The organism is Paenibacillus sp. M2, assembly GCF_046713495.1.
GTDB classification, from domain to species: domain Bacteria; phylum Bacillota; class Bacilli; order Paenibacillales; family Paenibacillaceae; genus Paenibacillus; species Paenibacillus amylolyticus_B.
On sequence record NZ_CP169648.1, the window covers coordinates 5,155,603 to 5,179,292 of the forward strand.

At 46.6% G+C, this 23,690-nt stretch carries 22 protein-coding genes and 1 other RNA gene; 2 read left to right on the forward strand and 21 right to left on the reverse strand.

All coding sequences use genetic code 11. The annotated features are described in order from the left end of the window. Positions 1–54 precede the first annotated feature (54 nt). The 4 genes from ACETMN_RS23870 to ACETMN_RS23885 all read right to left on the reverse strand — a co-directional run bounded on the left by ACETMN_RS23870 (position 55) and on the right by ACETMN_RS23885 (position 2,336). Entirely contained in the window at positions 55–807 is a 753-nt protein-coding gene (locus ACETMN_RS23870) for a lytic transglycosylase domain-containing protein (RefSeq protein ID WP_091014024.1), read from the reverse strand. A 190-nt stretch (positions 808–997) separates the two neighbouring features. Further along, on the reverse strand, positions 998–1,411 hold the full coding sequence (locus ACETMN_RS23875; protein ID WP_091014021.1) for a hypothetical protein: 414 nt from the start codon (positions 1,409–1,411) through the stop codon (positions 998–1,000). A 35-nt stretch (positions 1,412–1,446) separates the two neighbouring features. Beyond that, the gene (locus tag ACETMN_RS23880; RefSeq protein ID WP_074095869.1) at positions 1,447–1,665 is read right to left on the reverse strand and encodes a DUF1540 domain-containing protein; all 219 of its coding nucleotides are present in this window, start codon (positions 1,663–1,665) and stop codon (positions 1,447–1,449) included. A 164-nt stretch (positions 1,666–1,829) separates the two neighbouring features. Next, positions 1,830–2,336 carry a YpuI family protein gene (locus ACETMN_RS23885; RefSeq protein WP_091014020.1) on the reverse strand — a complete coding sequence of 169 codons (507 nt, stop codon included), beginning with the start codon at positions 2,334–2,336 and terminating at the stop codon, positions 1,830–1,832. A 283-nt stretch (positions 2,337–2,619) separates the two neighbouring features. Here ACETMN_RS23885 and ACETMN_RS23890 point away from each other — a divergent pair, with 283 nt between their 5' ends. Beyond that, positions 2,620–4,494, forward strand: a complete 1,875-nt coding sequence (locus ACETMN_RS23890; protein ID WP_091014017.1) for a S8 family peptidase — start codon at positions 2,620–2,622, stop codon at positions 4,492–4,494. 101 nt (positions 4,495–4,595) lie between these two features. On the opposite strand, the gene ACETMN_RS23895 is transcribed toward ACETMN_RS23890, so the two are convergent. Both ACETMN_RS23895 and ACETMN_RS23900 read right to left on the reverse strand, forming a co-directional pair. After that, complete coding sequence (locus tag ACETMN_RS23895; protein ID WP_091014015.1) at positions 4,596–4,853, reverse strand: hypothetical protein; 258 nt, start codon at positions 4,851–4,853, stop codon at positions 4,596–4,598. Positions 4,854–4,939: 86 nt separating this feature from the next. Beyond that, positions 4,940–6,460: a PLP-dependent aminotransferase family protein gene (locus ACETMN_RS23900; protein WP_091014013.1), complete on the reverse strand. Its 1,521-nt coding sequence runs from the start codon at positions 6,458–6,460 to the stop codon at positions 4,940–4,942. Positions 6,461–6,567: 107 nt separating this feature from the next. Here ACETMN_RS23900 and ACETMN_RS23905 point away from each other — a divergent pair, with 107 nt between their 5' ends. Next, entirely contained in the window at positions 6,568–7,797 is a 1,230-nt protein-coding gene (locus ACETMN_RS23905) for a PLP-dependent aminotransferase family protein (protein WP_091014010.1), read from the forward strand. A gap of 255 nt (positions 7,798–8,052) precedes the next feature. Here the strand turns inward: ACETMN_RS23905 and rnpB are convergent. The 15 genes from rnpB to ACETMN_RS23980 form a co-directional block, all read right to left on the reverse strand. Continuing rightward, an RNA gene (gene rnpB / locus ACETMN_RS23910) (RNase P RNA component class A) lies at positions 8,053–8,462 on the reverse strand. Positions 8,463–8,544: 82 nt separating this feature from the next. Then, positions 8,545–9,660 (reverse strand): Nif3-like dinuclear metal center hexameric protein, encoded by a 1,116-nt coding sequence (locus ACETMN_RS23915; protein WP_091014006.1) that lies wholly within the window; start codon positions 9,658–9,660, stop codon positions 8,545–8,547. Further along, the gene (locus ACETMN_RS23920; protein WP_091014004.1) at positions 9,636–10,394 is read right to left on the reverse strand and encodes a tRNA (adenine(22)-N(1))-methyltransferase; all 759 of its coding nucleotides are present in this window, start codon (positions 10,392–10,394) and stop codon (positions 9,636–9,638) included. Before ACETMN_RS23920 ends, ACETMN_RS23915 begins: the two co-directional genes overlap by 25 nt. Positions 10,395–10,578: 184 nt before the next feature. Further along, positions 10,579–11,718, reverse strand: a complete 1,140-nt coding sequence (gene rpoD / locus ACETMN_RS23925) for an RNA polymerase sigma factor RpoD (protein WP_017687256.1) — start codon at positions 11,716–11,718, stop codon at positions 10,579–10,581. Positions 11,719–11,761: 43 nt separating this feature from the next. Continuing rightward, entirely contained in the window at positions 11,762–13,582 is a 1,821-nt protein-coding gene (dnaG, locus tag ACETMN_RS23930; RefSeq protein ID WP_091014001.1) for a DNA primase, read from the reverse strand. Between the two features lie 47 nt (positions 13,583–13,629). After that, entirely contained in the window at positions 13,630–14,097 is a 468-nt protein-coding gene (locus ACETMN_RS23935; protein ID WP_017687254.1) for a YaiI/YqxD family protein, read from the reverse strand. Positions 14,098–14,326: 229 nt separating this feature from the next. Beyond that, positions 14,327–16,402, reverse strand: a complete 2,076-nt coding sequence (glyS, locus tag ACETMN_RS23940) for a glycine--tRNA ligase subunit beta (RefSeq protein WP_091013999.1) — start codon at positions 16,400–16,402, stop codon at positions 14,327–14,329. After that, positions 16,395–17,282: a glycine--tRNA ligase subunit alpha gene (glyQ, locus tag ACETMN_RS23945; protein WP_017687252.1), complete on the reverse strand. Its 888-nt coding sequence runs from the start codon at positions 17,280–17,282 to the stop codon at positions 16,395–16,397. The genes glyS and glyQ overlap by 8 nt, the downstream gene beginning before the upstream one ends. 410 nt (positions 17,283–17,692) lie before the next feature. Continuing rightward, positions 17,693–18,445, reverse strand: a complete 753-nt coding sequence (recO, locus tag ACETMN_RS23950) for a DNA repair protein RecO (RefSeq protein ID WP_091013996.1) — start codon at positions 18,443–18,445, stop codon at positions 17,693–17,695. A 33-nt stretch (positions 18,446–18,478) separates the two neighbouring features. Next, entirely contained in the window at positions 18,479–18,619 is a 141-nt protein-coding gene (locus ACETMN_RS23955) for a YqzL family protein (RefSeq protein ID WP_091013993.1), read from the reverse strand. Positions 18,620–18,723: 104 nt separating this feature from the next. Next, on the reverse strand, positions 18,724–19,623 hold the full coding sequence (era, locus tag ACETMN_RS23960; RefSeq protein ID WP_047843779.1) for a GTPase Era: 900 nt from the start codon (positions 19,621–19,623) through the stop codon (positions 18,724–18,726). Between the two features lie 37 nt (positions 19,624–19,660). After that, on the reverse strand, positions 19,661–20,074 hold the full coding sequence (locus ACETMN_RS23965) for a cytidine deaminase (RefSeq protein WP_036615035.1): 414 nt from the start codon (positions 20,072–20,074) through the stop codon (positions 19,661–19,663). Between the two features lie 266 nt (positions 20,075–20,340). Further along, the gene (locus ACETMN_RS23970) at positions 20,341–20,712 is read right to left on the reverse strand and encodes a diacylglycerol kinase family protein (protein WP_105599729.1); all 372 of its coding nucleotides are present in this window, start codon (positions 20,710–20,712) and stop codon (positions 20,341–20,343) included. Beyond that, positions 20,712–21,209, reverse strand: coding sequence for an rRNA maturation RNase YbeY (gene ybeY / locus ACETMN_RS23975; RefSeq protein ID WP_036674804.1), 498 nt, complete (start codon positions 21,207–21,209; stop codon positions 20,712–20,714). The genes ACETMN_RS23970 and ybeY overlap by 1 nt, the downstream gene beginning before the upstream one ends. A gap of 218 nt (positions 21,210–21,427) precedes the next feature. Further along, positions 21,428–23,677 carry an HD family phosphohydrolase gene (locus tag ACETMN_RS23980; protein ID WP_091013988.1) on the reverse strand — a complete coding sequence of 750 codons (2,250 nt, stop codon included), beginning with the start codon at positions 23,675–23,677 and terminating at the stop codon, positions 21,428–21,430. Positions 23,678–23,690 lie beyond the last annotated feature (13 nt).

Sequence of the window (23,690 nt, forward strand, 5' to 3'; positions counted from 1 at the left end):
ACATTTGATCTTGTCCTGCCTATCAATGTTATCGCGAAATGTCTATCTGTGAGTTTAGATCACATATTTCGACTGTGCCTTCTCCACCTTGGAGATATAATTCTGAGTTTCGGAAGGCAAACGGTTAAGTACACTCATCAGTTCGCTATCACTCGACACGCCTAGACGTGAAACACGGCCCGGTCCTGCATTATACGCGGCAAGTGCCATCTTCACTTCTCCACCGAAACGCTGGAGCTGAAGGGAAAGATACTTCGTACCCGCATCAATGTTCTGGGCAGGGTCAAATGAATTACTCACACCCAGCCCTGCAGCCGTGCCATCCATTAATTGCATAAGCCCCTTGGCACCGGCGGAGGACACGACATTTGGGTTAAAATTGGACTCTGTGTCAATGACGGCCTTGATCAATGATTCAGGAACACCGTACTTCGCACTTGCCTCGGCAATTAAAGATTCATAATCCGTAGGTACAGATGCACCGGAATTCACGATTCCTGTATTGGATGAAGATAATAAAGACTCAACGATGTTATTGGAGACAGAGGACGATCCTGCCGTATTTATATCTGGATTGTACGTGCTTCCGAGTTGCAGCCACAACAGACCATCACTGGATCTTTTGGAGACCGTCGCGGTGGAATCTGTATTGCTCGTCGTATTGGCACCCGTACCTAACAGCCCGTCCATCACATTGGCGAAATCCACTGTTGAACCAGCATCCGATTGTGATCCACTGGTTTGGTTATTCACATTGGACAATTGCAGTTCCAACAACTGCCGCGATCCGTTTGGATCAATCTGCATGAGTTATACCCACTCCCGTATAATTAAGCGTATTATGACCTTATTCTACATCGTTTTACAGCAAGGTTCCATTGTTTTCATAAAAATAGTTAAACCTCTCCACATAACCTGCGCATATACGAAAAAAACCTTCTGTAATTCACCGCAAATGGGTGAGAACAGAAGGCTTTTGAATGAATCATTTTACACGTTAGCGAGCGAATGGAATCATGAAAAAATAACTCAGCGTAGCTACAACACCCAGTCCAATGGACCAGGCTCCCGCTGTCTTACGACCATTCACATAGGCATAGTAACCCAGTACGGCTGCGGCCGGTCCAAGTACGATTGACCACATGAACAAAGACGCGATCCCGAAGGCAAGTCCCATGTAACCCGCAACCTTACCTGTTGATTCCATGACACGGTCTGCCTCATGCTTCTCAGGTACAGGCTCTGCCCGTTCGGTACCTCCAGTTCTTACGACAGTCGGAGGAGCAACCTCTGCCCCGTATTCTTCGCGATGTACTTTTCTTGGATAATCGACACGCATACGCTGTTTTTCACTTTCAACCTTGGTTTCAGGGCGATCTTGAAAATTAAACTTATTATCGTCATTTTTCATTGGGAAGCACCTCCGTTATGAATAGGGATGACTGCTCACTTGGGTTTAAACGTGTGACAGCATGTTGCAGAGGATGTGCGTGCGTGATCATGGTGATCGGAGTCAAATGTCTCACCGGCAAATTCCTCATGCAGACGACGGGTGGCATGTTGGTCAATGTCAATCATGATGGCATCAGCGTGGCAGAAGTTGTTCTCTCCCCAAAAGTTGCAGTTGGAGACGCTGCATTTGACAATTGGCTTGTCTTGGCTCATTTTTATCACCTCGACTACTATTGTCTCCTCGCCACAAACCTGATATTCCCCGTCAAAATGCCAGATGATGACATGATTACACCTCGTCTGATTCTCACTAAAAACACAAAAAAACCGCCACAAGGGCGGTTTCGTCCAATTTCATATTCAGGTTTAAACGTTAATTAGGCGTGATTCCGTTGATTTTGCATACGGCGCTGAGTCAGGTAATCACTTTCATAATATGCCAGATCATCGCGCAATTCTTCGTACGTTTTGGAAACCTCCAGAATAACATCCCGTACTGCACGGATTGGCTTATCACGGAAACGAATGGCATCTTGTCCTGTGTAAGCGTATCTTCCGTCTTCGGAATAACATTCATTTTTGGGATAGAAAAAGCTGTTTACGCATTGGTGATACGTATTATAAAGAGCCTTTTCGGCAAAATCGACATCAAAGTTGGCACGACGCAGCACAACGCCAAGTTTTTCGTAAGAAACTTCAGAAAAAACGAGTAAATGACGGAGATCTGAAAGAAATCCTTTGTAGAAGACTGTTGATTCTTCCGTCTGATTCTGATCCAGTTCAGGCAAAGCATTCTCATTCAAAAATTTTTCAATCCGATCGATAGCCGGTTTTAACTTTTCCCTAGTTGACTCACATGTTTTCTGTACATTGGCTGCTGACATAAAGGTAGCTCCCCCTTAAATAAGTCCTTACATATAGGTCGGCCAACGGTGGTTTTCCCCTGACCTTTCAATTCTCAGCTATAATCCTACCATAAAAAGTTGACGAGCGGTATACCTTAATCATGCTTTCCGTTTCTGCCATTGAACATGCCTATTATACGCAGTCAGACTCGAACTCGTTTGCATAAAACGTTCCGCTTTTTCTAACGATAGATATAACCAGTGACAACGATGAAGCACGGTTAACGATTGTTCAAAATGAACGAAGGAGGTTCCATCCATCATGTCCAGACCGAAATGGATTAACTGGGCCCTTGCAGCTGGTGCGGGAGCACTCGCCCTGACGCTTTTGCTCCCAACATCCAATCGTCAAGAACCTAAGCCTAGTGCGCTGTCCGACTCTGCTCATGAAGAGCATACAAGTAAGCAACGTCTGAAAGTACAGGATGTCAAAGCAACAGATCTCTTGACCCGCATGGACGCCAAGCAACATCTAAGTATCATGCTGGAGAAAACCGCCACAATGAATGCTGCGCAGGTTAGCCGATATGTGAATGATCTCCAAAGTTCACATGAACATATCAGATCCATTCATCTCATGAATACCAATGGCTCTTTTGACAATCCCTTTGATCAAGCGACCTCACAAGGAAGCAAGTTGGAACAACAGAAGCTTCAACATTCGCTCAACCTTGCCAAAAAAGCGGTAAAAAAACGTCAAAGTTTTGAGTCCTCTTCTTTTCCTTTGGGAAAAGAAAAATATTTTGTGATGGGACAACCCTCCAAAGATGGCAAAAGAGCTGTAATTGCCTTGTTTAGCCAGAACGTATTAAATGCTGTTGAACAACATCAGCGCAAAAATCTGCGCATGATCCCTTATCCGCGTGAGGGTAAATTCAAAATTGAGTCTGTTCACCCTGATACGCTTAACGAAATTACAGTGAAGACCGGACATGATAATGCAAATGCCAGTCATTTTTACGAAAATGAAATCGTCATCCGTTTTCGCCAAGATCCCGGTGAACGGGATATGCGTATCATTAAATCCGATCTGAGAGCGCAATCTGCGCGCAAGCTGGGATACACGTATGTTTTTCGGTCAGAACACATGAGTTACAAACAATTGCATAGTTATTTCGAAAGCAAGTGGAATCCACTTTATATGGAGCCCCACTATATGTATTTAACCAATGATACTGTAACTGAACAAACCGATGTAACGATACCCAATGACATTTTGTTCTCCGATTATCAGTGGAACCTGCCTGCGATTGAGACAAACAGAGGTTGGAATATTACCAAGGGAAACAAAGATGTCATCGTAGCAGTAGTTGATACGGGGGTTGATATGAATCATCCTGACCTGAAGGGCAAGCTCCTTGAAGGTTATAATGTGGTCGAGCCAGGAAGCAAACCGATGGATGATGTGGGACATGGCACACATGTCGCAGGCATTATCGGCGCTATTGTCAACAATAACGAAGGCGTGGCAGGCATGAGCTGGTATAACAAGGTACTACCGGTTAAAGTACTCGACAACTCAGGTTCTGGTACCACGTATGCCGTTGCTGAAGGCATCATCTGGGCAGCCGATCATGGAGCCAAAGTTATCAACATGAGTCTGGGCAATTATGCTGATGCGCAATTTCTTCATGATGCCATTAAATACGCTTTTGATCGGGATATCGTCCTGATTGCAGCCACGGGGAACGATAATACAGAGCGTCCAGGATACCCTGCTGCTTATCCGGAAGTATTTGCCGTATCTGCTACGGACCCGGATATGAGCAAAGCTTCCTATTCCAACTACGGGGACTATGTGGATGTGATGGCTCCGGGGTCCAGTATCGCCAGTACCTACCCAAACAATCAGTATGCGGCCTTGTCTGGAACGTCCATGGCCAGCCCTCATGTAGCCGCACTTGCAGGTTTGATTCGTTCGTTGAACCCGGACTTGACTAACACGGAAGTGATGGATTTGATGCGCCAAAGTGTTATTGACCTCGGTGATCCGGGTCACGACAAGTATTTCGGCTATGGCCAAATCGATGTCTATAAGGCACTGCAAGCCGCATCAGGCAACAGCGCTCCTTTGCAATTCTGGCCGCAACATGTCAGACAACAAATGGATAAAACGATGAAAAAGTATACGCAGTAAGCCTAATGAAGATAATCTGTAAAAAATACAAAAGCAGCTGCGCCCCGGGGCGTACGCTGCTCTTTTGGTTTATATCCAATTCCCCGGGGCACCCGCTGCAATTAGCGCTTGCGAGAAGATGTGCGGGCTTTACTTGATTTTTTCACGGATTTTTTCTTCGGATTATGGCTGGATACATAACAAGGGTCTTCTTCTTTGACAACAACAGGATACATGTGGTGATGAATCGGAACACAGTGATGTTTTTTGATCACTTCAATCGGGTGGATGACAGGCACGATTTGTGGGATGTAATAATCCTCAACAACCTGGATCGGGTCAAATACAATCGGGCAAAGCGGTGGACAGTAATGGTTCATTTCAAAACCAACTCCCTTTCTGGTGATACTATAACCTATTGCAACAGATCGAAAGTGGATTGGATGTATGTCCATAGTCCGAAAAATTATATGAGCGGTAGCCTGTCCGCCACTGTCCCACCCTGCCCAGGTGTAACTCTGTCAATGACTTGGCACAGTACACGAAGTCCTTCACACAAAAGCTCAACATTTGTTACAGTGAAGCAAATACGCAGACTTGGTGTATCCATCTCTCCTACATAACAGGCGGAACCCGGGAGGAAAGAGACCCCTGCAGCAAGTGACTGATGATGCAACTCACGCATATCCAAGTTACTCGGAAGTTGGAGCCACAGATTGAGTCCTCCCTCTGGCAATCGCCATTGCATGCCCATAGTAGCATGCTCTTCCAGCACTTCAGATGCTGCGCACAAGCGAGAATACAATTCATCCCTCAATCGGGATACATAGACACCGTACTGATTCTGAATAAAAGATTGCAATGCCTTTTGTGTAAGCAGCGGACTCCCCAAATCCGCCGTAGATTTCGCAGCCACAAGCCGGGTCAATACACTTCCGTCTGCAATGGCGCAGGCTATACGGCAACCAGGAGACAGCACCTTGCTGAAGCTTTTGATATATACGACATGACCTGTCCCATCCATCGATTTAATGGATGCCGGAGGAGGGTCCCGAAAATAAAGATCTGCAAACGGATCATCCTCCAGAATGAGGCAGTGGTAGCTTTGCGCGAGATTCAAAAGCTGTGCTCGCCTTCTTGCACTCATCGTGATACCTGTTGGATTGTGATAGGTCGGGATCGTATAGATCAGCTTGGGCGGATAGGTATCACATAACCGGGTCAACAGATCAATACGCATGCCTTCGTCATCCATCGGGACCGTAATGATCTTCGCGCCTCTACTCGTAAATACATCAATAGCTCCGGTATAGCTTGGTGCCTCCATGTATACAACATCCCCAGGTCCGACAAAAGTCCGTGCCACAAGATCGATCCCCTGCTGAGCACCACTTGTAATTAACATGCGTTCAGGTGCAGCCTGTAGTCCACGCTCGGCAAAATGTTCGGCCAAGATCTGTCTAAGCTCACGATCCCCCTGAAAAGATCCGTAAGCTGCCATACGCTCTGTATGATCAGAGGAGAGTCGGTAGGCGCTGTCGATAATCTCTCGTGTAGGCAACAGTTCAGGCTGAATCGCTGACATATGAAGTTCATACCGCACTTGAGGTGACGTATCAAAATGTCTCCAGAGCTGCGCTCGCGGTAAATAATCCACCAGTGCCATCTGCCAATTCCATGACGTACCGGATTCACTGTTGGCATTGTTTCGCTGGGTTCGGTCCACATCCTCCATCTGATCCACGTTCAATGTACCTCTCACATAACAACCTTTCCCCTGGGAGCAGGTGATCAATTGAATCGCTTCAAGTTCAGCATACGCTTTGGATACAGTGACCAGGCTGACACCCAAATCCGCGGTCATTTTACGAACAGATGGAAGTCGGGTTCCGGGTTCAATGAGTCCTGATCGGATGCGATCGGCAATCGTTAGCGCAATCTGCACGTACAATTTGGTACTGCTTCCCCGCTTTAATTCAATATGCATATGTGCTCCCCCAACTGTTATGATCTTCATTTTACTGTTATAGTGTAGTCCGTCTATTATAGTTTATAATATCAGTATAACAGTGAATAACAGGAGATGAGAATAACATGAGTATCCCTTGGTCCAAAATGGCACAAAACACCCCGTCCTCTGTCGTTCGCGACATGCTCCAGGCCGCTCAGGCACCTGGAATGATCTCACTAGCCGGTGGATTACCAGCCCAGACTTCATTCCCGCTGGAAGCCATCCGCGTTGCATATGAAAAAGTATTTATGAGCGGAGCAGCCGCTCTTCAATATGCGGAGACTGAGGGTTACCGTCCTCTTCGCGCCAAAATCGCTGAACGTCTTGAATCCAAGGGCATTCCTGCTTCACCCGATCACATGCTTCTCACTACGGGTTCACAACAATCCATTGACTTGGTTTGCCGCATCCTTCTCGACCCGGGTGACCGCGTATTGGTTGAATCACCAACCTACCTCGCTGCTCTGCAAGTCATTCATTCCTATCAGGCTGAATCTCACGGCGTAGCTTGTGATGATCACGGCATGTTGCCTGAATCTCTGGAGGAACAGCTCCAGTTGCATCGTCCAAAACTTGTCTATATCAATCCCACGTTCTCCAATCCTACGGGAAAAGTATGGTCACGAGAAAGAAGACAGCAGGCTGTGGATCTGTGCCGCAAGTACGGCGTACTTATTCTGGAAGATGATCCCTATGGTGAAATTCGGTTTAATCCGGAGCAATTGGATGTCCCTGCTCTCGCAGAACTGGATGCAGTATCCTATGACGGCTCTTCCAATGTTATCTACACCAGTACATTCTCTAAAACGGTAGCACCTGGCCTTCGTACGGGATGGATTCTGGCCGCTCCCGATATTGTCAAAATGGCAGCACGAGCCAAACAAGGTGCCGACTTGCACTCCAGCAGCATTGACCAAAGAGCGCTTCATGCACTACTCGAATCTTTCGATCTGGATGCACATATCCGCCATATTTCAGAGGATTACGAAAAACGCATGAGAACACTGACTACTCTTATGGCAGCCAAAGCATGGGAAGGTATCTCGTGGAATTCACCACAAGGTGGCATGTTCTTGTGGCTGCAATTGCCTGAAGGCATGCTTGCAAGCAATCTGTTCACTTACGGTATCCAGGAGAAAGTGTGCATTGTGCCAGGTGATTCTTTCTATGCAGGTACACCGGAGTTAAACCGCATGCGGATCAACTTTACTCATACGGACCCTGAGCTCCTTCCGGAAGCCGTGGAAAGAATGGATCGCGCCATCCAACGATGGCATGCTTCCTTAACATCGGACAGTGTTGTTACACTGTAATGAACTGTCATAAACGTTTGACTATTCCATTAGCGTATGAAGGTTAATAACTTGATATGAGAAACAAAAATAAGGCGGCAGGCCCGAGAATCTCGGAACTGCCGCCTTATTTTTATAGAACCTGCTATCAACAGGAGTTATGTTTTTTTTTTAGATGTTCATGGGTCCTTTCTGATCAGTCAGGTCATCGGATGATTCATACGAGTTGTCCTCGACTGATAGATGGACTACATTGTGTTGTGTTGTTGTTGCAGTTAGGAAAGCTTACCGTAAGCCGGGTTCTGTGCTCTTCGTGGTTCATACGGGAACTACCCTCCCACCAGAAGCGACAATCATCTATCTAGGCCATACATTGCTGCACAGCTCAAGCGACCAACCTAGACACACCTCGGGCTAAGGCTGCCTCCTCCGAAGAGGGGACTGTGTCCCATTAGGTCTTGCTCCAGATGGGGTTTACCAGGAACGAAGTCACCAGCGTTCCTCGGGGTCTCTTACACCTCGGTTCCATCCTTGCCTGTGCCGGAAAATCCGGCCATCGGCGGTCCATTTCTGTGGCACTATCCTTCAACTCGCGCTGACTGGACGTTATCCAGCATCCTGCCCTGTGGAGCCCGGACTTTCCTCTCGTGGCAACAAAGGCCACCAGCGATTGTCTGTCAAGCTTTCCGAACAACATTACATAGTATACAGGCATTTGAGTTCCCAGACAAGCTTAATATTACTGGGAATCACTCAGCAACTGTCTTTTTAGATAAACCGGAATACCTCCGTATTGACCTCTGAAGCTGTAACTTGCGTATCATATCGTTTTTCTTCCAAACGGGAACGAAGCCAATCGGCCGTTTTTGGTTTCATAATCTTCTCTGAATTATGTCCCGGGTCGATGATACACATACCTGCCATTAATGCATCATGAGCCGTGTGATAATCAATATCTCCGGTCACAATAACATCCGCACCTTTGAAGCGGGCAGTGAGCGCATAACGGCTGCCAGAGCCGCCAAGAACCGCTGCTTTTTTGATCTGCTTGTTCAGATCTCCTACTACACGGACATGAGGCACATTGAATTGGGTCTTCACGACCTCCACTAGCTCACCTAATGTCTTAGGCTCCCTAAGGGGTCCCAAGCGTCCCAGGCCGAGCGTACGGCCTTTTAAATCCATGGCATAGAGGTCATAGGCCACTTCCTCATACGGATGAGCCTTAAGCATCGCCTGAACGACCTTACTTCTCAGACTTTGGGGTACGACGGTCTCAATACGCATTTCTTCCACACGTTCCATCTGCCCTTGGGTACCGATAAACGGTTGAGTCCCTTCACCAGGTACAAATGTTCCTGTACCTTCCGTGTTAAAGCTGCACTTGTTGTATTGACCGATACTCCCCGCTCCGGCTTCCAGAATGGCCTGAAGAACCTGCTCATGATGGGTACGAGGCACAAAGACAGCCAGCTTGTACAGATGATCTGTGTGTACATCTTCCAGCGATTCTTTACTCTCGATGCCAAGTGCCTCGGCCATCCAGTCATTCATACCACCCTCGGCCACATCCAGGTTTGTATGACTGATATAGACAGCAATATCATGCTTAATCAGCTTTTCATACAATTTACCCATAGGTGTATCTGTACTCAGTGACTTAACCGGACGGAAAATGATCGCGTGATGAGCGATAATCAGGTTGGCTCCGACGCGAATCGCTTCGTCCACCACTTCATCCGTCACATCCAAAGCTACTAACACGTGACTGATTTCTTTTTGCAAACTGCCGAGCTGGAGACCAATGCGGTCATCCGGTACAGCCAGATGTTTGGGAGCGAGTTGCTCCATCAGTTGAATTACAGTTTGACCTTTGGCAAACATGCCAAAACCTCCTTCAAGTTTGCGATAAGACGTTCTACCTCAGCCGCCTTGTCCCGGGAAGAATCCTGATCGGATTTGGAGATGGAGTTAACAACCCCCTGCAGTTTGACGATCTCACTTTCCCATTTGGCAAAAAATACATCCGTCGGTCGATCAACCAAATAAGGTCCCATCCGCAGCAGCAAATCTTCCGTCAATTCTGTCCCGCCTTGAAGCGGACGTGCACGATACACCTCTACATTGGCAATCGGGCTTACAGATTGTGGCATCGCCGTTATAATCTCATAAATCTTGCCATCTTCTTCGAGCAACTGTTCTGCTACAACCACCCAGTGATGCTCCAGTAACCAGCGTCTGAGGATATCCTCACCCACATTTGGTTGCAAAATAAGTAACTGGACTCCTTCCAGTTTGGATATACCTCGGTCCAAAATAGAGGCAATCAAGGCGCCGCCCATGCCTGCGATGGTGATGACATCCACTTCACCCGCAGAGATCACATCAAGACCGTCTCCACGACGCACCGTGATTTTTTCTTTCAAGCCAGCATCGCTGACTTGTTTGCATGCAGCATCATAAGGGCCAGGATTGACTTCACCGGCTACTGCACTTGCAGCTTTCCCACTGCGGATTGCGGCTACTGGCAGCAACGCGTGGTCTGAACCGATATCAGCCATGCGGCTGCCATCGGGAATTTGATCATGTATTTGCTGTAATCGATTCGAAAGTTTCATGAAGCACCTACACCATTCATTTAATTTATTGATTTGCATTGAACAAGGAAAAGCGATAAAATAAAATCCAATAAAACATTTCAAGGATGAATTTCCAAAACCAAGAAATCAAGACGTTTAAATTAAAAATAAAGGAGACCCCGCCGCCGCTAAAGCGTCTTGCGGAAAGTCTCCCATAGTTCGATTATTCGAGGAAATCCTTGAGTCGTTTACTACGACTCGGGTGACGCAACTTACGAAGAGCCTTGGCTTCGATCTGACGAATACGCTCACGCGTAACACCAAATACCTTGCCGACTTCCTCCAGCGTTCTCGTCCGTCCATCGTCCAGACCAAAACGTAGACGAAGCACGTTCTCTTCACGTTCAGTCAATGTATCCAACACATCTTCGAGCTGTTCTTTCAGCAACTCATACGCAGCAGCATCCGCCGGAGCAAGTGCTTCCTGATCCTCAATGAAGTCACCCAGATGGGAATCATCTTCCTCACCAATTGGTGTTTCCAGAGAAACCGGTTCCTGTGCAATCTTCGTAATTTCACGAACTTTCTCTACACTCAGATCCATCTCAGCAGCGATTTCTTCTGGTGTCGGTTCACGACCAAGTTCCTGCAACAGCTGACGGGATACCCGGATCAGCTTATTAATCGTCTCCACCATATGCACAGGGATACGAATTGTGCGCGCCTGGTCAGCAATAGCACGAGTGATCGCTTGGCGAATCCACCATGTTGCATACGTACTGAACTTGTATCCTTTTTTGTGGTCGAATTTCTCAACCGCTTTAATCAGACCCATATTACCTTCCTGAATCAAATCAAGGAACAACATTCCACGTCCAACGTAACGCTTGGCGATACTGACAACGAGCCGTAAGTTAGCTTCAGCCAGACGACGCTTGGCTTCTTCATCCCCGTTCTCAATCCGTTTAGCCAGTTGTACTTCATCATCTGCCGACAACAGTGGCACACGACCAATTTCCTTGAGGTACATACGGACAGGGTCATTGATTTTGATACCTGGCGGCAAGCTCAGATCATCATCAAAGTGGAATTCGTCCTCTCCCTCTCTGGTGTTGTTCTCGGAATCTTCACTAGGACGAAGTGTAACCTCTTCATTGTTTTCATTCACTACATCAATGCCCAGATCGCTCAGTTGCTCATAGAACTCATCCATTTGCTCTGCATCCTGCTCAAAAGGAGAGAGTTTCTCTATAATTTCCTTGTAATTCAGCGAAGCTCTTTTCTTACCTGATTCAATCAATTGATCTTTAACCTGATCCAGTGTCAATTCTGTTTCTAGTTCAGTATGCTGATCATTCGCCATAATTCGACTCCCTCCTCCCTAGAAACATCTAATCATCAGACGTTCACTGTCTCTCTAGGGCAATCATTTCAATTGCAATCTGTGCCGCGCGTACAGAATCACCTGCCCGCTCTGCAGCAATCATTTCTTCTTTTTTCAAATCGTACTCTTTCTTACGCGGATGCTTCAGCACTTCTCTGATGCAATCATCGAGCATTTGAATACTCCATTCACCTGGACCATCCATCATCGAGATCGAACTGACCGTTTTTTCCAGGCGATCGTCATGCAGTGAAGACATAAAACGGCTTGTATCCGACGGTTTGCCTTGCGCATAGTAGGCATATAGATAAGCAGCAATAGCTGCATGATCATCCAAGTTAAAAGCTTCACCAAGATGCTCATTCACGTACTGGGCAGCCTCATCATCCTGCAACATCCAGGCGATCAGTTTGCGTTCAGCTGCATGGTAAGCCGGCAACAGATTGGGTGTAGGCACCTGCCTATTTTGTTGCCTACCATTATTCCACCTTTTCGGGTTATTATCCCCATACTGGAGGTTATTTTTCATCGCCTCCCGTTCTTCATTACACTCCTGCTTCAATGTTTCGAAGGATACGTCCACTTCTGCAGCCAGTTCACGAAGATACACTTCCCTTTCTGTTGGAGAAGGTAAGGGTGCAATCAACTTTACTGCTTCTTTCGAATAGGCGATTTGTCCGCCACCCTCTAGCAGTATATGGTTTTTTTTTAAGTTTATAAGTTTAAATTTTGTAGTTGTCACGGCACCATCCACAATCTGGTTTCGGAACCGTTCACCACCATGCTTCCGGATAAAATCATCCGGGTCAAGTCCCTCGGGAATGAGAGCCACTTTGACCTGCAATCCAGCTTCCTCAAGAATAGGGAAGTTTTTGAGTGCAGCAGCCTGTCCTGCTCTGTCGCCGTCATAACATATGATGACTTCGTCGCACATCCCTTTGAGCATCAGTGCCTGATTCTCGGTTAGCGCAGTACCCATTGCCGCTACACCATTCTGGATGTCCTGATCCCATGCGGAGATGACATCTCCATATCCCTCGAACAAAATGGCTTGTCTTTGTTTGCGAATTGCATTTTTGGCATGATGCAGATTATAGAGAACACGGCTTTTGTTAAATAACCGGGTTTCCGGTGAATTTAGATACTTCGGTTGCCCATCTCCCAATATGCGTCCTGCAAATGCAATCGGCTTACCGCTCCTGCCATTAATCGGGAACATAATCCGGTCTCGGAATCGATCCACATATCCCTGACCTTCATTTCGCGGTGACAGAAGTCCACCCTTTTCCATCTCTTCGAGTGGATAGTTACGTTTCTCAAGAAATTGTACCAGTGTGTCCCAACGATTTGGTGCAAAACCAATCTGGAACTGGTCGATCAACTTATCGCCAAAACCTCTTGAGCGTAAATACTCCATGGCTGACTTGCCGTGCTCTGTATTTTTCAACAAAAAATGATACAGCTTCGCGGTAAGCTCATAAGCCTCCAACAGACGTTCCGTCTCCGGATTCACATGAGCAGATTCACGCCCTTGCCAGTCCCCCATAGAGATGTGACTTTCTTCCGCCATCGTTTTGACAGCCTCGGGAAAGGATAACCCTTCGATTTCCATCCTGAATTTGATGGCATTTCCACCCGTGCCGCAACCGTAGCAGTAGAAAATTTGTTTCTCAGGTGTAACGGTGAACGAAGGCGTCTTCTCGGAATGAAAAGGACAGAGGCCTTTCATATACTTCCCCTGTTTGGTCAGATGCACAAATCGGCTCACCGTATCGACAATATCATTCTGCTGTAACACCGATTCAATAATACTTTCGGGTATACCGCCTTGTCCGGTACTCATCTCTGGCCACCTTCATCTCTTCAACACGTAAATATAATTCGATAAACTTACACATTCTCCTGCAAATCTTTTAAAAGTTTTGTCAGTTTATGTTGAAACATTTCTCGATCCTGCTCTGTGAAAGGCTTTGGGCCTTTCCCGTAATGACCTCTTTTTCGTGCTTTGGCCGCAGTATGACGAGAATCCAACATGAAATCAATGTCACGATCGTTGAACTCACGACCACGAAAGGACAAAACATAACAACGTTTGCCAAGCGCAAGTGCCGCAAGTCCATAGTCCTGAGTGATAACCACATCATATGGCTTAATATGATTAGCAATATACAGGTCTGCGCTCTGATCACTGCGATCCACTTGCACGGTTCGTACCCCTTCTCCTCCTTGAAGCAAATGATCAAATGAAGAGACTAACAATACGGGGATGTTGAAAAGGCGAGCGGTTTGCGCAATCTCGGTTTTGACCGGGCAAGCATCACCATCCACAACAATGTGGCGTATATTTAACTCACTCAAACCCAGACCACCCGGTTTCATAAAATAGCTGCATATTGTTATATACGACCCCGGCCAGGCAAAATCCTTCTGCCGGAACGAGGGAAATCAAAGGCTAAAATACGGAGCGGTTGTCAAAAATACATTTCACAACCCGTTCCGTATATTTATACCCTCATATATCCTTCTTTAATACTGAATTTTAGCTTTGCGCCAAGTCTGTGGAAAAGGACTCATGAAATATGTCCAATTACCAAACCAACTTGGAAAAATCAGCAAATCCTTTCAAGTCACGATCAATAGCCGCGAGCAAGGCAAGTCGATTCGCTCGAACGGCTTCATCTTCAGCCATAACCATGACCGAATCGAAGAATGAGGTAATACCATCCTTCCAGGCAGATGCAATAGCCAGTGCTTCAGCAGCATGATGCTGAGTCAACGCCTGACGATATTCTGCATTCGTTTTGCTCCATGCCTCATGTAGCTGACGTTCTCCATCTTCTGTGAACAGTTCTGGATGTACGGAAGCATTGGATGCTTTGGCAGCCAGATTACCCACACGGTTGAACGATTCAACCGTTGTTTTGAATGCGTCTCCTGTCAGAACAGCCGCCATCAACGCTTCACCTTTTGGAACCACGGCGCTGATATCATCGAATCCGGAAGAAATTACGGCATCCACTACGTCGTAGCGAACGGTTTCGGACAACAATTTTTTCACACGAAGACCAAAGAAGTCTTGCAGATCTTTACGAACCTCTTCATCTGCACGTTTCAACAAGTTCATCTGGGCATGTACTTGAAGTGCTACTCCGAACACGTCTGACAATGTCAGCGGAAGCTTGTGATCCAGCAAAATCTGTACAATACCTGCAGCCTGACGGCGCAGCGCGTACGGATCCTGAGAACCCGTTGGAATAATGTTGATGGAGAAACAACCCACGATTGTATCCATTTTGTCCGCTGCACTCACAATGGCACCAACAAGAGAAGCAGGGGATTGATCTCCAGCGAAACGTGGCTGATAGTGTTCGAATACCGCTTTGGCCACTTCTTCTTTTTCGCCGGCTTTACGAGCGTAATCCTCACCCATCACACCTTGCAGTTCAGGGAATTCTCCCACCATCAGTGTCACCAGATCGAATTTGCAGATATCTGCTGAGCGGCTAACGGATTCGGCAACATCACCGGATACTTGCAGTTTGGCAGCAAGACCATCGGCAATCTTGCGAATACGACGCACTTTATCTCCAACCGTTCCCAATTCTTCCTGGAAGACGATACTTTCTAGCTTCGACAATGCATCCTTAATCTGTAACTTCTGATCTTCCTCATAGAAGAACTTGGCATCAGACAGACGTGCACGCAGAACTTTTTCATTCCCTCTGGCAATAACGTCCAGTGAATCACTTCCACCGTTACGTACCGTCACGAAGAATGGCAACAATTGTCCTTCACTGTCCAGTACAGGGAAATAACGCTGATGCTCACGCATGGAAGTAATCAATACTTCTTGTGGAATATTCAAGAATGAGGAGTCAAATGTCCCGAACAATACGGTAGGTGTTTCCACCAGGAACAGAACTTCCTCCAGCAAGTCTTCCTTAATCGCAATATCCCATTTTTTCTCAGCAGCCAGTGCCTGAATCTGGGATACAATCATCTGTTCACGTTCCTGGATATCAGCAATGACATGTTCGGAACGCAACACTTCCACGTATGAAGACGGAGTGGAGATCACAGCCTCCTTACCGAGGAAACGATGTCCACGAGTTACATTACCCGACTTAACACCTGTCACTTCCAGATCGATAACCTCACTGCCGAGCATAGCCACAATCCAGCGGATTGGACGTACAAATTTGAAATCATAGGAAGCCCAACGCATGAATTTCGGGAACGTCATGGCATGTAATACAGAAAGTAATCCTTCGCCAACTACAGAAGCCGTCTCCACACCTTTGCTGCTCTTCGTTGCATAGATATATTCAACACCGTTCAGTTCCTTGAACGTGAACTGGTCGGGTTCAACACCTTGACTGCGGGCGAATCCGAGTGCAGCCTTGCTCCAATTGCCACTGTCATCCAGGGCGATTTTGCGTGAAGGACCTTTCACTTCTTCCTCGATATCTTCCTGCTTTTCAGCCACATTGTGAATCAAAACAGCCAGACGGCGCGGTGTAGCATATGCATTCACTTCACCATAAGCAATGCGGGATGCGTCAAGCCATTTCACGACACGTTCTTGCAGCTGTGCGATTGCTGCGCGCATAAAGCGTGCAGGTACTTCTTCCAGCCCGATTTCAAACAACAGATCCTTAGACATGCTCGGCTCCCCCTTTCTTGATCAGCGGGAAGCCTAGCTTCTCACGCTCTTCCATATATGTTGCAGCGACTTGGCGAGCCAGATTACGAACACGTGTGATGTAACCCGTACGTTCCGTTACACTGATGGCTCCACGTGCATCCAACAGGTTGAACGTGTGGGAACATTTCAGCACATAGTCATATGCCGGGAATACCAGATGCTGCGCCATGGCCTTGTTTGCTTCTTCTTCATGCATGTTGAAGAGTGTAAACAGCATTTTGACATCAGATACTTCAAACGTATATTTAGAGTGTTCGAATTCTGGCTGACGGAATACATCACCATAAGTGATACCTTCCACCCATTCCAGATCAAACACATTCTCTTTATCCTGAATGTAAGAAGCCAAACGCTCCATACCGTACGTAATTTCAACAGCTACCGGATTTGTCTCGATACCACCAACCTGTTGGAAATAGGTAAATTGCGTAATTTCCATGCCGTCCAACCAGACTTCCCAACCAAGACCTGCACAACCAAGGGAAGGATTCTCCCAGTTATCTTCAACAAACCGAATATCATGTTTGAGCGGGTCAATGCCCAGACGCTTTAGACTTTCCAGGTAAATTTCCTGAATATTGTCCGGAGAAGGCTTGATGATTACCTGGAACTGATGATGCTGGTAGAGCCGGTTAGGGTTCTCACCATAACGTCCGTCCGAAGGACGACGGGAAGGCTCCACATAGGCCACTTTCCAAGGTTCGGGTCCAAGCGAGCGTAAAAAGGTCATCGGGTTCATCGTACCTGCCCCTTTTTCCGTATCGTATGGCTGGACAATAATACAGTTATGCTCGGCCCAGAATTGTTGCAGCGTTAGAATCATCTGCTGAAAATTCATAATCATGCTCCTTTTCAATGGTTTGTTAGCAAGCTTAGGACGGTGAAGACAACAATAAATAGCCCCCGTCCTACGCCTGTTGTACAGACGTAGGGACGAGAGCTATTCCCGCGGTTCCACCCTACTTGGCTTAGATCAAACAGGATGATCCTGTTCGTTCCAGCCCACTTTTCCGTGTCCATTCATGCTCCCGAGTGCCGTTTCAAAGACCGATTCAGCCAGGCTCCCACCATCCCCGGCTCGCTCATTCATGATTACCAAGTGTTAAACAAAGACTTGTCTCCATAAATGCAATAAATCCAGTCTTTTACTTTCTCGTTCAATGCATGTCTCATAAAGAGAAATTATATTTCATAATATATAAAATCTAGTATGAAGTCAAGATATAGTTTCACTTCCACCAAAACGCCTCAAATCCCGTACTTCTCCATCTGATCGAGGAAAGAACGGGATTTAAGATTCAGACCAAGCTGATGATCCATAAAGGCACGCATCAACTTTTTGATCTCATCACGGGTAGACTCACTCACTGATATATTCCCCAAGCGCTGCAGATCCAACTGCGCGAACAAACGCATCAACTTCAGAGCCCTTGGACTTACTGAAATCGCTGGAGGATCGAAATGTTTGCATGCTCGACACAAGACGCCACCAAGTCTGGGACTTATGAACAACTGCTCATCTGGTCGCTCCTGGTTGCAGGAGATGCACTCATCGAACTGTGGACCATATCCGGATGCCTGTAATATTTTCATTTCGTACAGACTTGTAATAACAACCGGGTCTTTCTCTTCCTTCAACGCCTGCAAACACGCCTTTAACTGTTTGAACCAAAATGTACCTGTCTCTTCATCCTGAAGCACCCGATCCAATAGTTCACACGCATAAGAAGCATATGAGGCCTTGACCAGATCTTCACGCAACTCATGATAAGATTCAACAATTTCTCCAGCGTTCAGTGTGCCTAGACCTGTATTGCGAAAATATACATATTGACCATACGTAAACGGCTGCACCAGTGCAGCATGTCGGCTCTTGGGCTTTTTGGCACCGCGGACGAGTACCCCTACTTTCCCGCCGCTTTCGGTGCAAAGCGTAATGATTTTGTTCCCTTCGCCGTAGTCCATGCTGCGGATGACAATCCCTTCCACCCTGTATAGCATGCCTCGTCACCTAACCATTCCCGAATCAGCCAGTTATCCTTCGGCTTCTTCATCTTCAATCACTTCCCTTGCATGATCCGACTCCTGTCCTAACGAGTTACACGCCTCGGTATATAACAAATAGGACTCTACATCCCCCGTCATCGCAAAAACCTTCCACGAAAAATCTCGCATCGGAATTTCATCCTCTCTTCGGAAATGACGTCTGCATCTACCAAATAGGATGGAGTCTTGCAAGGTAAACTATGTGTTGCAATTACTGGATACAATTCCGACGATCAGTCGCGGCCAAAGCCAAGGTCACGCAGAACTCTATCCTGATTTCTCCAGTCTTTTTTCACTTTAACCCACAGGTCCATGAAAATTTTGGAGCCGAGCAAGTTCTGAATATCGTGTCGAGCTCGTTTACCTACTTCTTTCAGAAGGGCACCCTGCTTCCCGATAATGATCCCTTTTTGGGAATCCCGTTCTACAAAAATGACAGCTGAGATATAAACGACACCGTTATCTTGCACTTTCATATCTTCGATCGTTACAGCAATAGAGTGAGGCACTTCTTCACGAGTCATTTGCAGAATTTTCTCACGAATCAACTCGGCACATACAAACTGCTCCGGATGGTCAGTAACCTGGTCATCAGGGTAGTACTGTGGACCTTCTGGCAAATACTTGCCGAGCTGTTCCAGCAACGTGCTGACATTGCTGCCAAGCATGGCAGAGACAGGAACGATTTCAGCGAAATCGTGAAGCTTGCGATACGTCTCAATGAGTGGCAGCAGTGCTTCCGGCTCAATTTTGTCAATTTTATTCATGACAAGAATGACAGGTGTACGGATATTTTTCAATTGTTCCGCAATGTAACGGTCACCGCCACCCAAACCCTCCGAAGCGTCAATCAGGAACAGTGCTGCTTCTACTTCTCCGAGCGTATTCAAAGCAGTCTGGTTCATATAATCGCCAAGTTTGGATTGACGTTTGTGAATACCGGGTGTATCCAGGAAAACGATTTGCTGATGTTCGGATGTATACACACCATGAATTTTATTACGTGTGGTTTGTGGCTTGTCCGACATAATCGCAATTTTCTGTCCGATCACCTGGTTCATCAATGTGGATTTACCTACGTTTGGACGTCCAATAATGGCTACAAAACCGGATTTAAATGCTTGTTTTTTCATATGTTCCTCCTCAGGCGCCTAGGCCTGGAATATTGGTTTATTTTTTGGCAGAATTCAGATCAGAAGGCCCAAAAGCCCAAGGTAACAGTTCAGCAACGGTGGTCTCTTGCAGATCACCTTTCAAGTTCCCCAAGATGACTTTCATATCAGGTTCACACAGTTCGTACATGACCTGACGACATACGCCACATGGAGCAATCGGACCATCCGTGTCGCCCACAATGGCAATCGCTGTGAAGCTGCGAGGCTTCTGCCCACCTGCAATGGCACTGAACATCGCCGTACGCTCAGCACAGTTACCTGGTGTATACGCAGCATTCTCAATATTACAACCATGATGCACATGACCTTCACTGTCAAGCAAAGCCGCGCCAACACCAAAATGGGAGTAAGGCGTATACGCCTTCGTACGTGCCTTAATTGCTTCTTGCATTAACAAACCGTTATCCATTAATGTTCTCTCCCTTAGGGTGCAATATAAAATAAAACTAGTGCATTTACACTGGACACTCCGCTGTCAGAACAACCTTCCGATCGCTGTTACCCCCAGATTTTTTCGATCCCTTTTAATAAGGGAAAATCCGGGGATAAAGGCGCACACTTCGTTTCTTCAGGTCTCTTCTGACTTCTCCGTTATCGTGTTTGCATCAAGTAAATTTATATTAGTGTGTAGTATTAAAATCAAACAAAACGAATCAAAACAAAGTTAATACAAAATCAGTACAAACCTAACCAGTTCATCACCGGCTTAATGAAAACGATACAACCGATGATGACGGCGAATACCGCAGCCAGAAGAACTGCCCCGGCCGCGGTATCCTTTGCCGCTTTTGCCAGCGGATGGATATGGGGATGTGCCAAATCAACTGCTGCCTCTACAGCCGTGTTCATCAATTCAGTCACCAGGACCAAAAATACAGCGGTCAGCACAAACATCCAATCCGTTCTTGAGATTTTGAAAAAAAAGCCGGCTGCACACATCAAAATAGCCACTCCCGTGTGAACTCTCACATTACGCTGAGTCCGCAACCCATATGCGATTCCTTCCGCAGCATTGCGGAATACCAGACCCCAGGAGCGTCTTTTCATTATCGTGTCAACCCGGCCTGGGCCAATACCGCTTCTTGTTTGCCCATCATTTCAGCCTCACTTGCTTCATCCTGATGGTCGTATCCGAGCAGGTGCAAGAAACCATGGACAAACAGAAAACCAAGTTCACGTTCAAATGAGTGTCCATACTCTTCACTTTGCAGGATGGTCCGTGGTACGGAAATGATGATGTCTCCAAGAACATCCGGCATTTCTTCCATTTCTTCATCTTCGTCCAGCTCATAGATAATATCTAGTTCTTCATCTACCGTTTCGTTCATCGCAAATGACAGTACATCCGTAGGACGGTCAATGCCGCGATAATCACGGTTCAACTCATGAATCTGCTCATCATTCACAAAAGTCAGAGCCACTTCTCCGTCTGCAACACCTTCCGCTTCTCCAGCTAGATTAAGCAACTGTTCCAGCATTGCAATCATCGGTTCTGTAATTTCTTTATCCTGTTGTTCATTATTCCATGCCAGGTTAAGACTCATTCTTTCATAACTCCTGTCTACTAATATTAGAGGTTGTTCAAAAAGCCCTCTTTTGATTACGAAGGATGCCTAGGGGCATCCTCAGCATCGAATATGGAATTCAGCCGAAATGTCCGTTGATCACGTAGTTTTCCCTACGCTCCGCTACTCCATTTCTATCTTCATCCCATCTTCTCGGTACTGAAAACCGACCTTTTTGAACACGAACTATTATTGAATTAGCCTGCTTCGGGTGAAGTGGGCTTTGGTTTCTTAATCTCCTCCGGATATTCTATCCTGGAGTGGAAGATACCCATCACCGTTTCCTTCAATGTCCTAGCGACGATATCCAGTTCACGCATCGTAAGGTCACAATCATTGAATTGATGATCGTCCAATCGTCCTTTAATAATCTTCTCAATCATGGACTCCACTTGCTCCACGGTCGGTTTGCGCAAAGATCTCACAGCAGCCTCCACACTATCGGCAATGCCAACAATAGCCGATTCCTTGGACTGAGCCTTCGGCCCAGGGTAACGGAAATCTTCTTCCGTGAAATCAGGCTCAACGCCTGCTTCTTCCGCCTGGCGCAGTGCTTTGTGATAGAAATAGTGGAGAAATGTCGTGCCGTGATGCTGTTCCGCAATATCCCGAATAGGTCTGGGCAGCTTGTAATCCTTCTGCATTTCCACCCCATCGCGCGCATGGGCAACGATAATGGATTTGCTCAGTTTCGGATCAATTGAATCATGCGGATTCTCCATATTGTTTTGATTTTCAATAAAATAGATGGGCCGCTTTGTCTTGCCAATATCATGATAATACGAACCCACTCGGCAGAGCAATCCGTTAGCTCCTATGGCTTCTGCTGCTGCTTCGGACAGATTACCTACCATAACGCTGTGATGATAGGTACCCGGTGTCTCCGTCAACAACTTGCGAAGAAGCGGATGGTTCGGATTAGATAGTTCTACCAGTTTGAGCGCTGACAAAATGCCAAATGAAGTTTCGAAAAATGGCATCAGCCCAATGACCAGTATGGCAGTCAGCACTCCACCAGCAAATGCAAACCCAACGCCATACAGTGTCGTAGTTCGATTCCAATCGCCCGAGTCAATCAAAGCCAGGGTGAAGACGGCTATGGACCCGAACAGACAGACCATAATGGCCCCTTTCAGGATCGTTGATCGCTGGCTAGCCTTATGAGTTGCGAAGATCGCAACAAATGAAACCAATACAGCGAAGAAACCCAGTTCGAAGTCAAAAAGTTGACCCTGATGCGTATTCAAAATAATGCTGGACAACATACCGATCAAAATCGAACATACAAAGGCAAGCGACGTATCCAGCAAGAGCGCAATTAACATCGCTCCTACCGCAACAGGTGCAAGGAAGCCAACATAAGACCTCTCATTGGTCTGGATAATCGCCGTCACATGCATAACCACAATCGTAATAATAAAAATGAGAACAAGCATCAACAGCTGGGCATTATTATACTTAAAATGTGTTCCGCTGCCTTGCTGAATATACATCAGAATGGCTGCTGACAACAGGCAGGAAAACATAAGAAGCCCAAGCTGCGGCCAGTAGTTCACTTCATTTTTCAGCAAATCATTTTCATCCAGCAAAGTATACATCTCCGGAGTGATCATCTCACCCTTGGCAACTAATGTGTCCCCTTGCTTGATAAAGACGGTTTGCGTGTTCTCACGCGCCTGTACTTTGGCTTCCTTGGTTCCCTCTTCATCGTAGAAACGGTTCGCTGTCACCACTAGGCGAGCAAGCTCTTGCACGACCTCACGTTGCGTTCGCTTACCAAGAGAGCTGACACTCACCATCTCAGCTACTTTGGCACGGGCAGTGGTTGCATCGCTGATCTGATCCGTCATTAACCGGGCAACAATATCCCTCGCAACCGGTTTCATCTCCTGGATATCATCCGATGTCAGACGCGAGATTTTGATGTAAGTTTCTTCGGGAATACGGTAGCTTTGCTCCTGTACCACATTTCTGATCTCTTCCAAAAGAGTCTCGGAGTATGTACCGGCTTTCCGATTATTATTGATATAGTTGGTCACAAAGTCCTTCTGACGCTGCGGAATTTCATCCTTATAAATATCAATCTTGTCCTGACTTGAAATCTGATCATCCTGATTTAATCGATCTACACGGTCAAGCAGGGTAGTCATCAAATTTTCGTTTCGCAACTGAACAATCTGAAATATCGGCTGTACCCGTTCTGCAGCTTCTTCCTGTGCTTTGAGTGTGGCCTTGTTATTCGGAATCTGCATGGGCGCAGCAATATCCACTTCACTCCGTGTACCTTCCTGAATATCATACCGCTCAGGGAGCAGCTTGGAAGCCAGACTCACGTAGAAAAGAATCACCAGAAACAAAAACAGAAGATAGCGTGCCCACACGCTATACTTCCATCCTGTAGCCTTATTCTGAAAAGATTTGCCTTTTGACGGTTCCTTCGAGGTCACTTTAGACAATCCC

Bases quoted from the DNA above. Each gene is read 5' to 3' on its own strand.
- ACETMN_RS23870 (WP_091014024.1), bottom strand. From the start codon at position 807: ATGCAGATTGATCCAAACGGATCGCGGCAGTTGTTGGAACTGCAATTG.
- ACETMN_RS23875 (WP_091014021.1), bottom strand. From the start codon at position 1,411: ATGAAAAATGACGATAATAAGTTTAATTTTCAAGATCGCCCTGAAACC.
- ACETMN_RS23880 (WP_074095869.1), bottom strand. From the start codon at position 1,665: ATGAGCCAAGACAAGCCAATTGTCAAATGCAGCGTCTCCAACTGCAAC.
- ACETMN_RS23885 (WP_091014020.1), bottom strand. From the start codon at position 2,336: ATGTCAGCAGCCAATGTACAGAAAACATGTGAGTCAACTAGGGAAAAG.
- ACETMN_RS23890 (WP_091014017.1), top strand. From the start codon at position 2,620: ATGTCCAGACCGAAATGGATTAACTGGGCCCTTGCAGCTGGTGCGGGA.
- ACETMN_RS23895 (WP_091014015.1), bottom strand. From the start codon at position 4,853: ATGAACCATTACTGTCCACCGCTTTGCCCGATTGTATTTGACCCGATC.
- ACETMN_RS23900 (WP_091014013.1), bottom strand. From the start codon at position 6,460: ATGCATATTGAATTAAAGCGGGGAAGCAGTACCAAATTGTACGTGCAG.
- ACETMN_RS23905 (WP_091014010.1), top strand. From the start codon at position 6,568: ATGAGTATCCCTTGGTCCAAAATGGCACAAAACACCCCGTCCTCTGTC.
- ACETMN_RS23915 (WP_091014006.1), bottom strand. From the start codon at position 9,660: ATGTTTGCCAAAGGTCAAACTGTAATTCAACTGATGGAGCAACTCGCT.
- ACETMN_RS23920 (WP_091014004.1), bottom strand. From the start codon at position 10,394: ATGAAACTTTCGAATCGATTACAGCAAATACATGATCAAATTCCCGAT.
- rpoD (WP_017687256.1), bottom strand. From the start codon at position 11,718: ATGGCGAATGATCAGCATACTGAACTAGAAACAGAATTGACACTGGAT.
- dnaG (WP_091014001.1), bottom strand. From the start codon at position 13,582: ATGAGTACCGGACAAGGCGGTATACCCGAAAGTATTATTGAATCGGTG.
- glyS (WP_091013999.1), bottom strand. From the start codon at position 16,402: ATGTCTAAGGATCTGTTGTTTGAAATCGGGCTGGAAGAAGTACCTGCA.
- glyQ (WP_017687252.1), bottom strand. From the start codon at position 17,282: ATGAATTTTCAGCAGATGATTCTAACGCTGCAACAATTCTGGGCCGAG.
- recO (WP_091013996.1), bottom strand. From the start codon at position 18,445: ATGCTATACAGGGTGGAAGGGATTGTCATCCGCAGCATGGACTACGGC.
- ACETMN_RS23955 (WP_091013993.1), bottom strand. From the start codon at position 18,619: ATGCGAGATTTTTCGTGGAAGGTTTTTGCGATGACGGGGGATGTAGAG.
- era (WP_047843779.1), bottom strand. From the start codon at position 19,623: ATGAAAAAACAAGCATTTAAATCCGGTTTTGTAGCCATTATTGGACGT.
- ACETMN_RS23965 (WP_036615035.1), bottom strand. From the start codon at position 20,074: ATGGATAACGGTTTGTTAATGCAAGAAGCAATTAAGGCACGTACGAAG.
- ACETMN_RS23970 (WP_105599729.1), bottom strand. From the start codon at position 20,712: ATGAAAAGACGCTCCTGGGGTCTGGTATTCCGCAATGCTGCGGAAGGA.
- ybeY (WP_036674804.1), bottom strand. From the start codon at position 21,209: ATGAGTCTTAACCTGGCATGGAATAATGAACAACAGGATAAAGAAATT.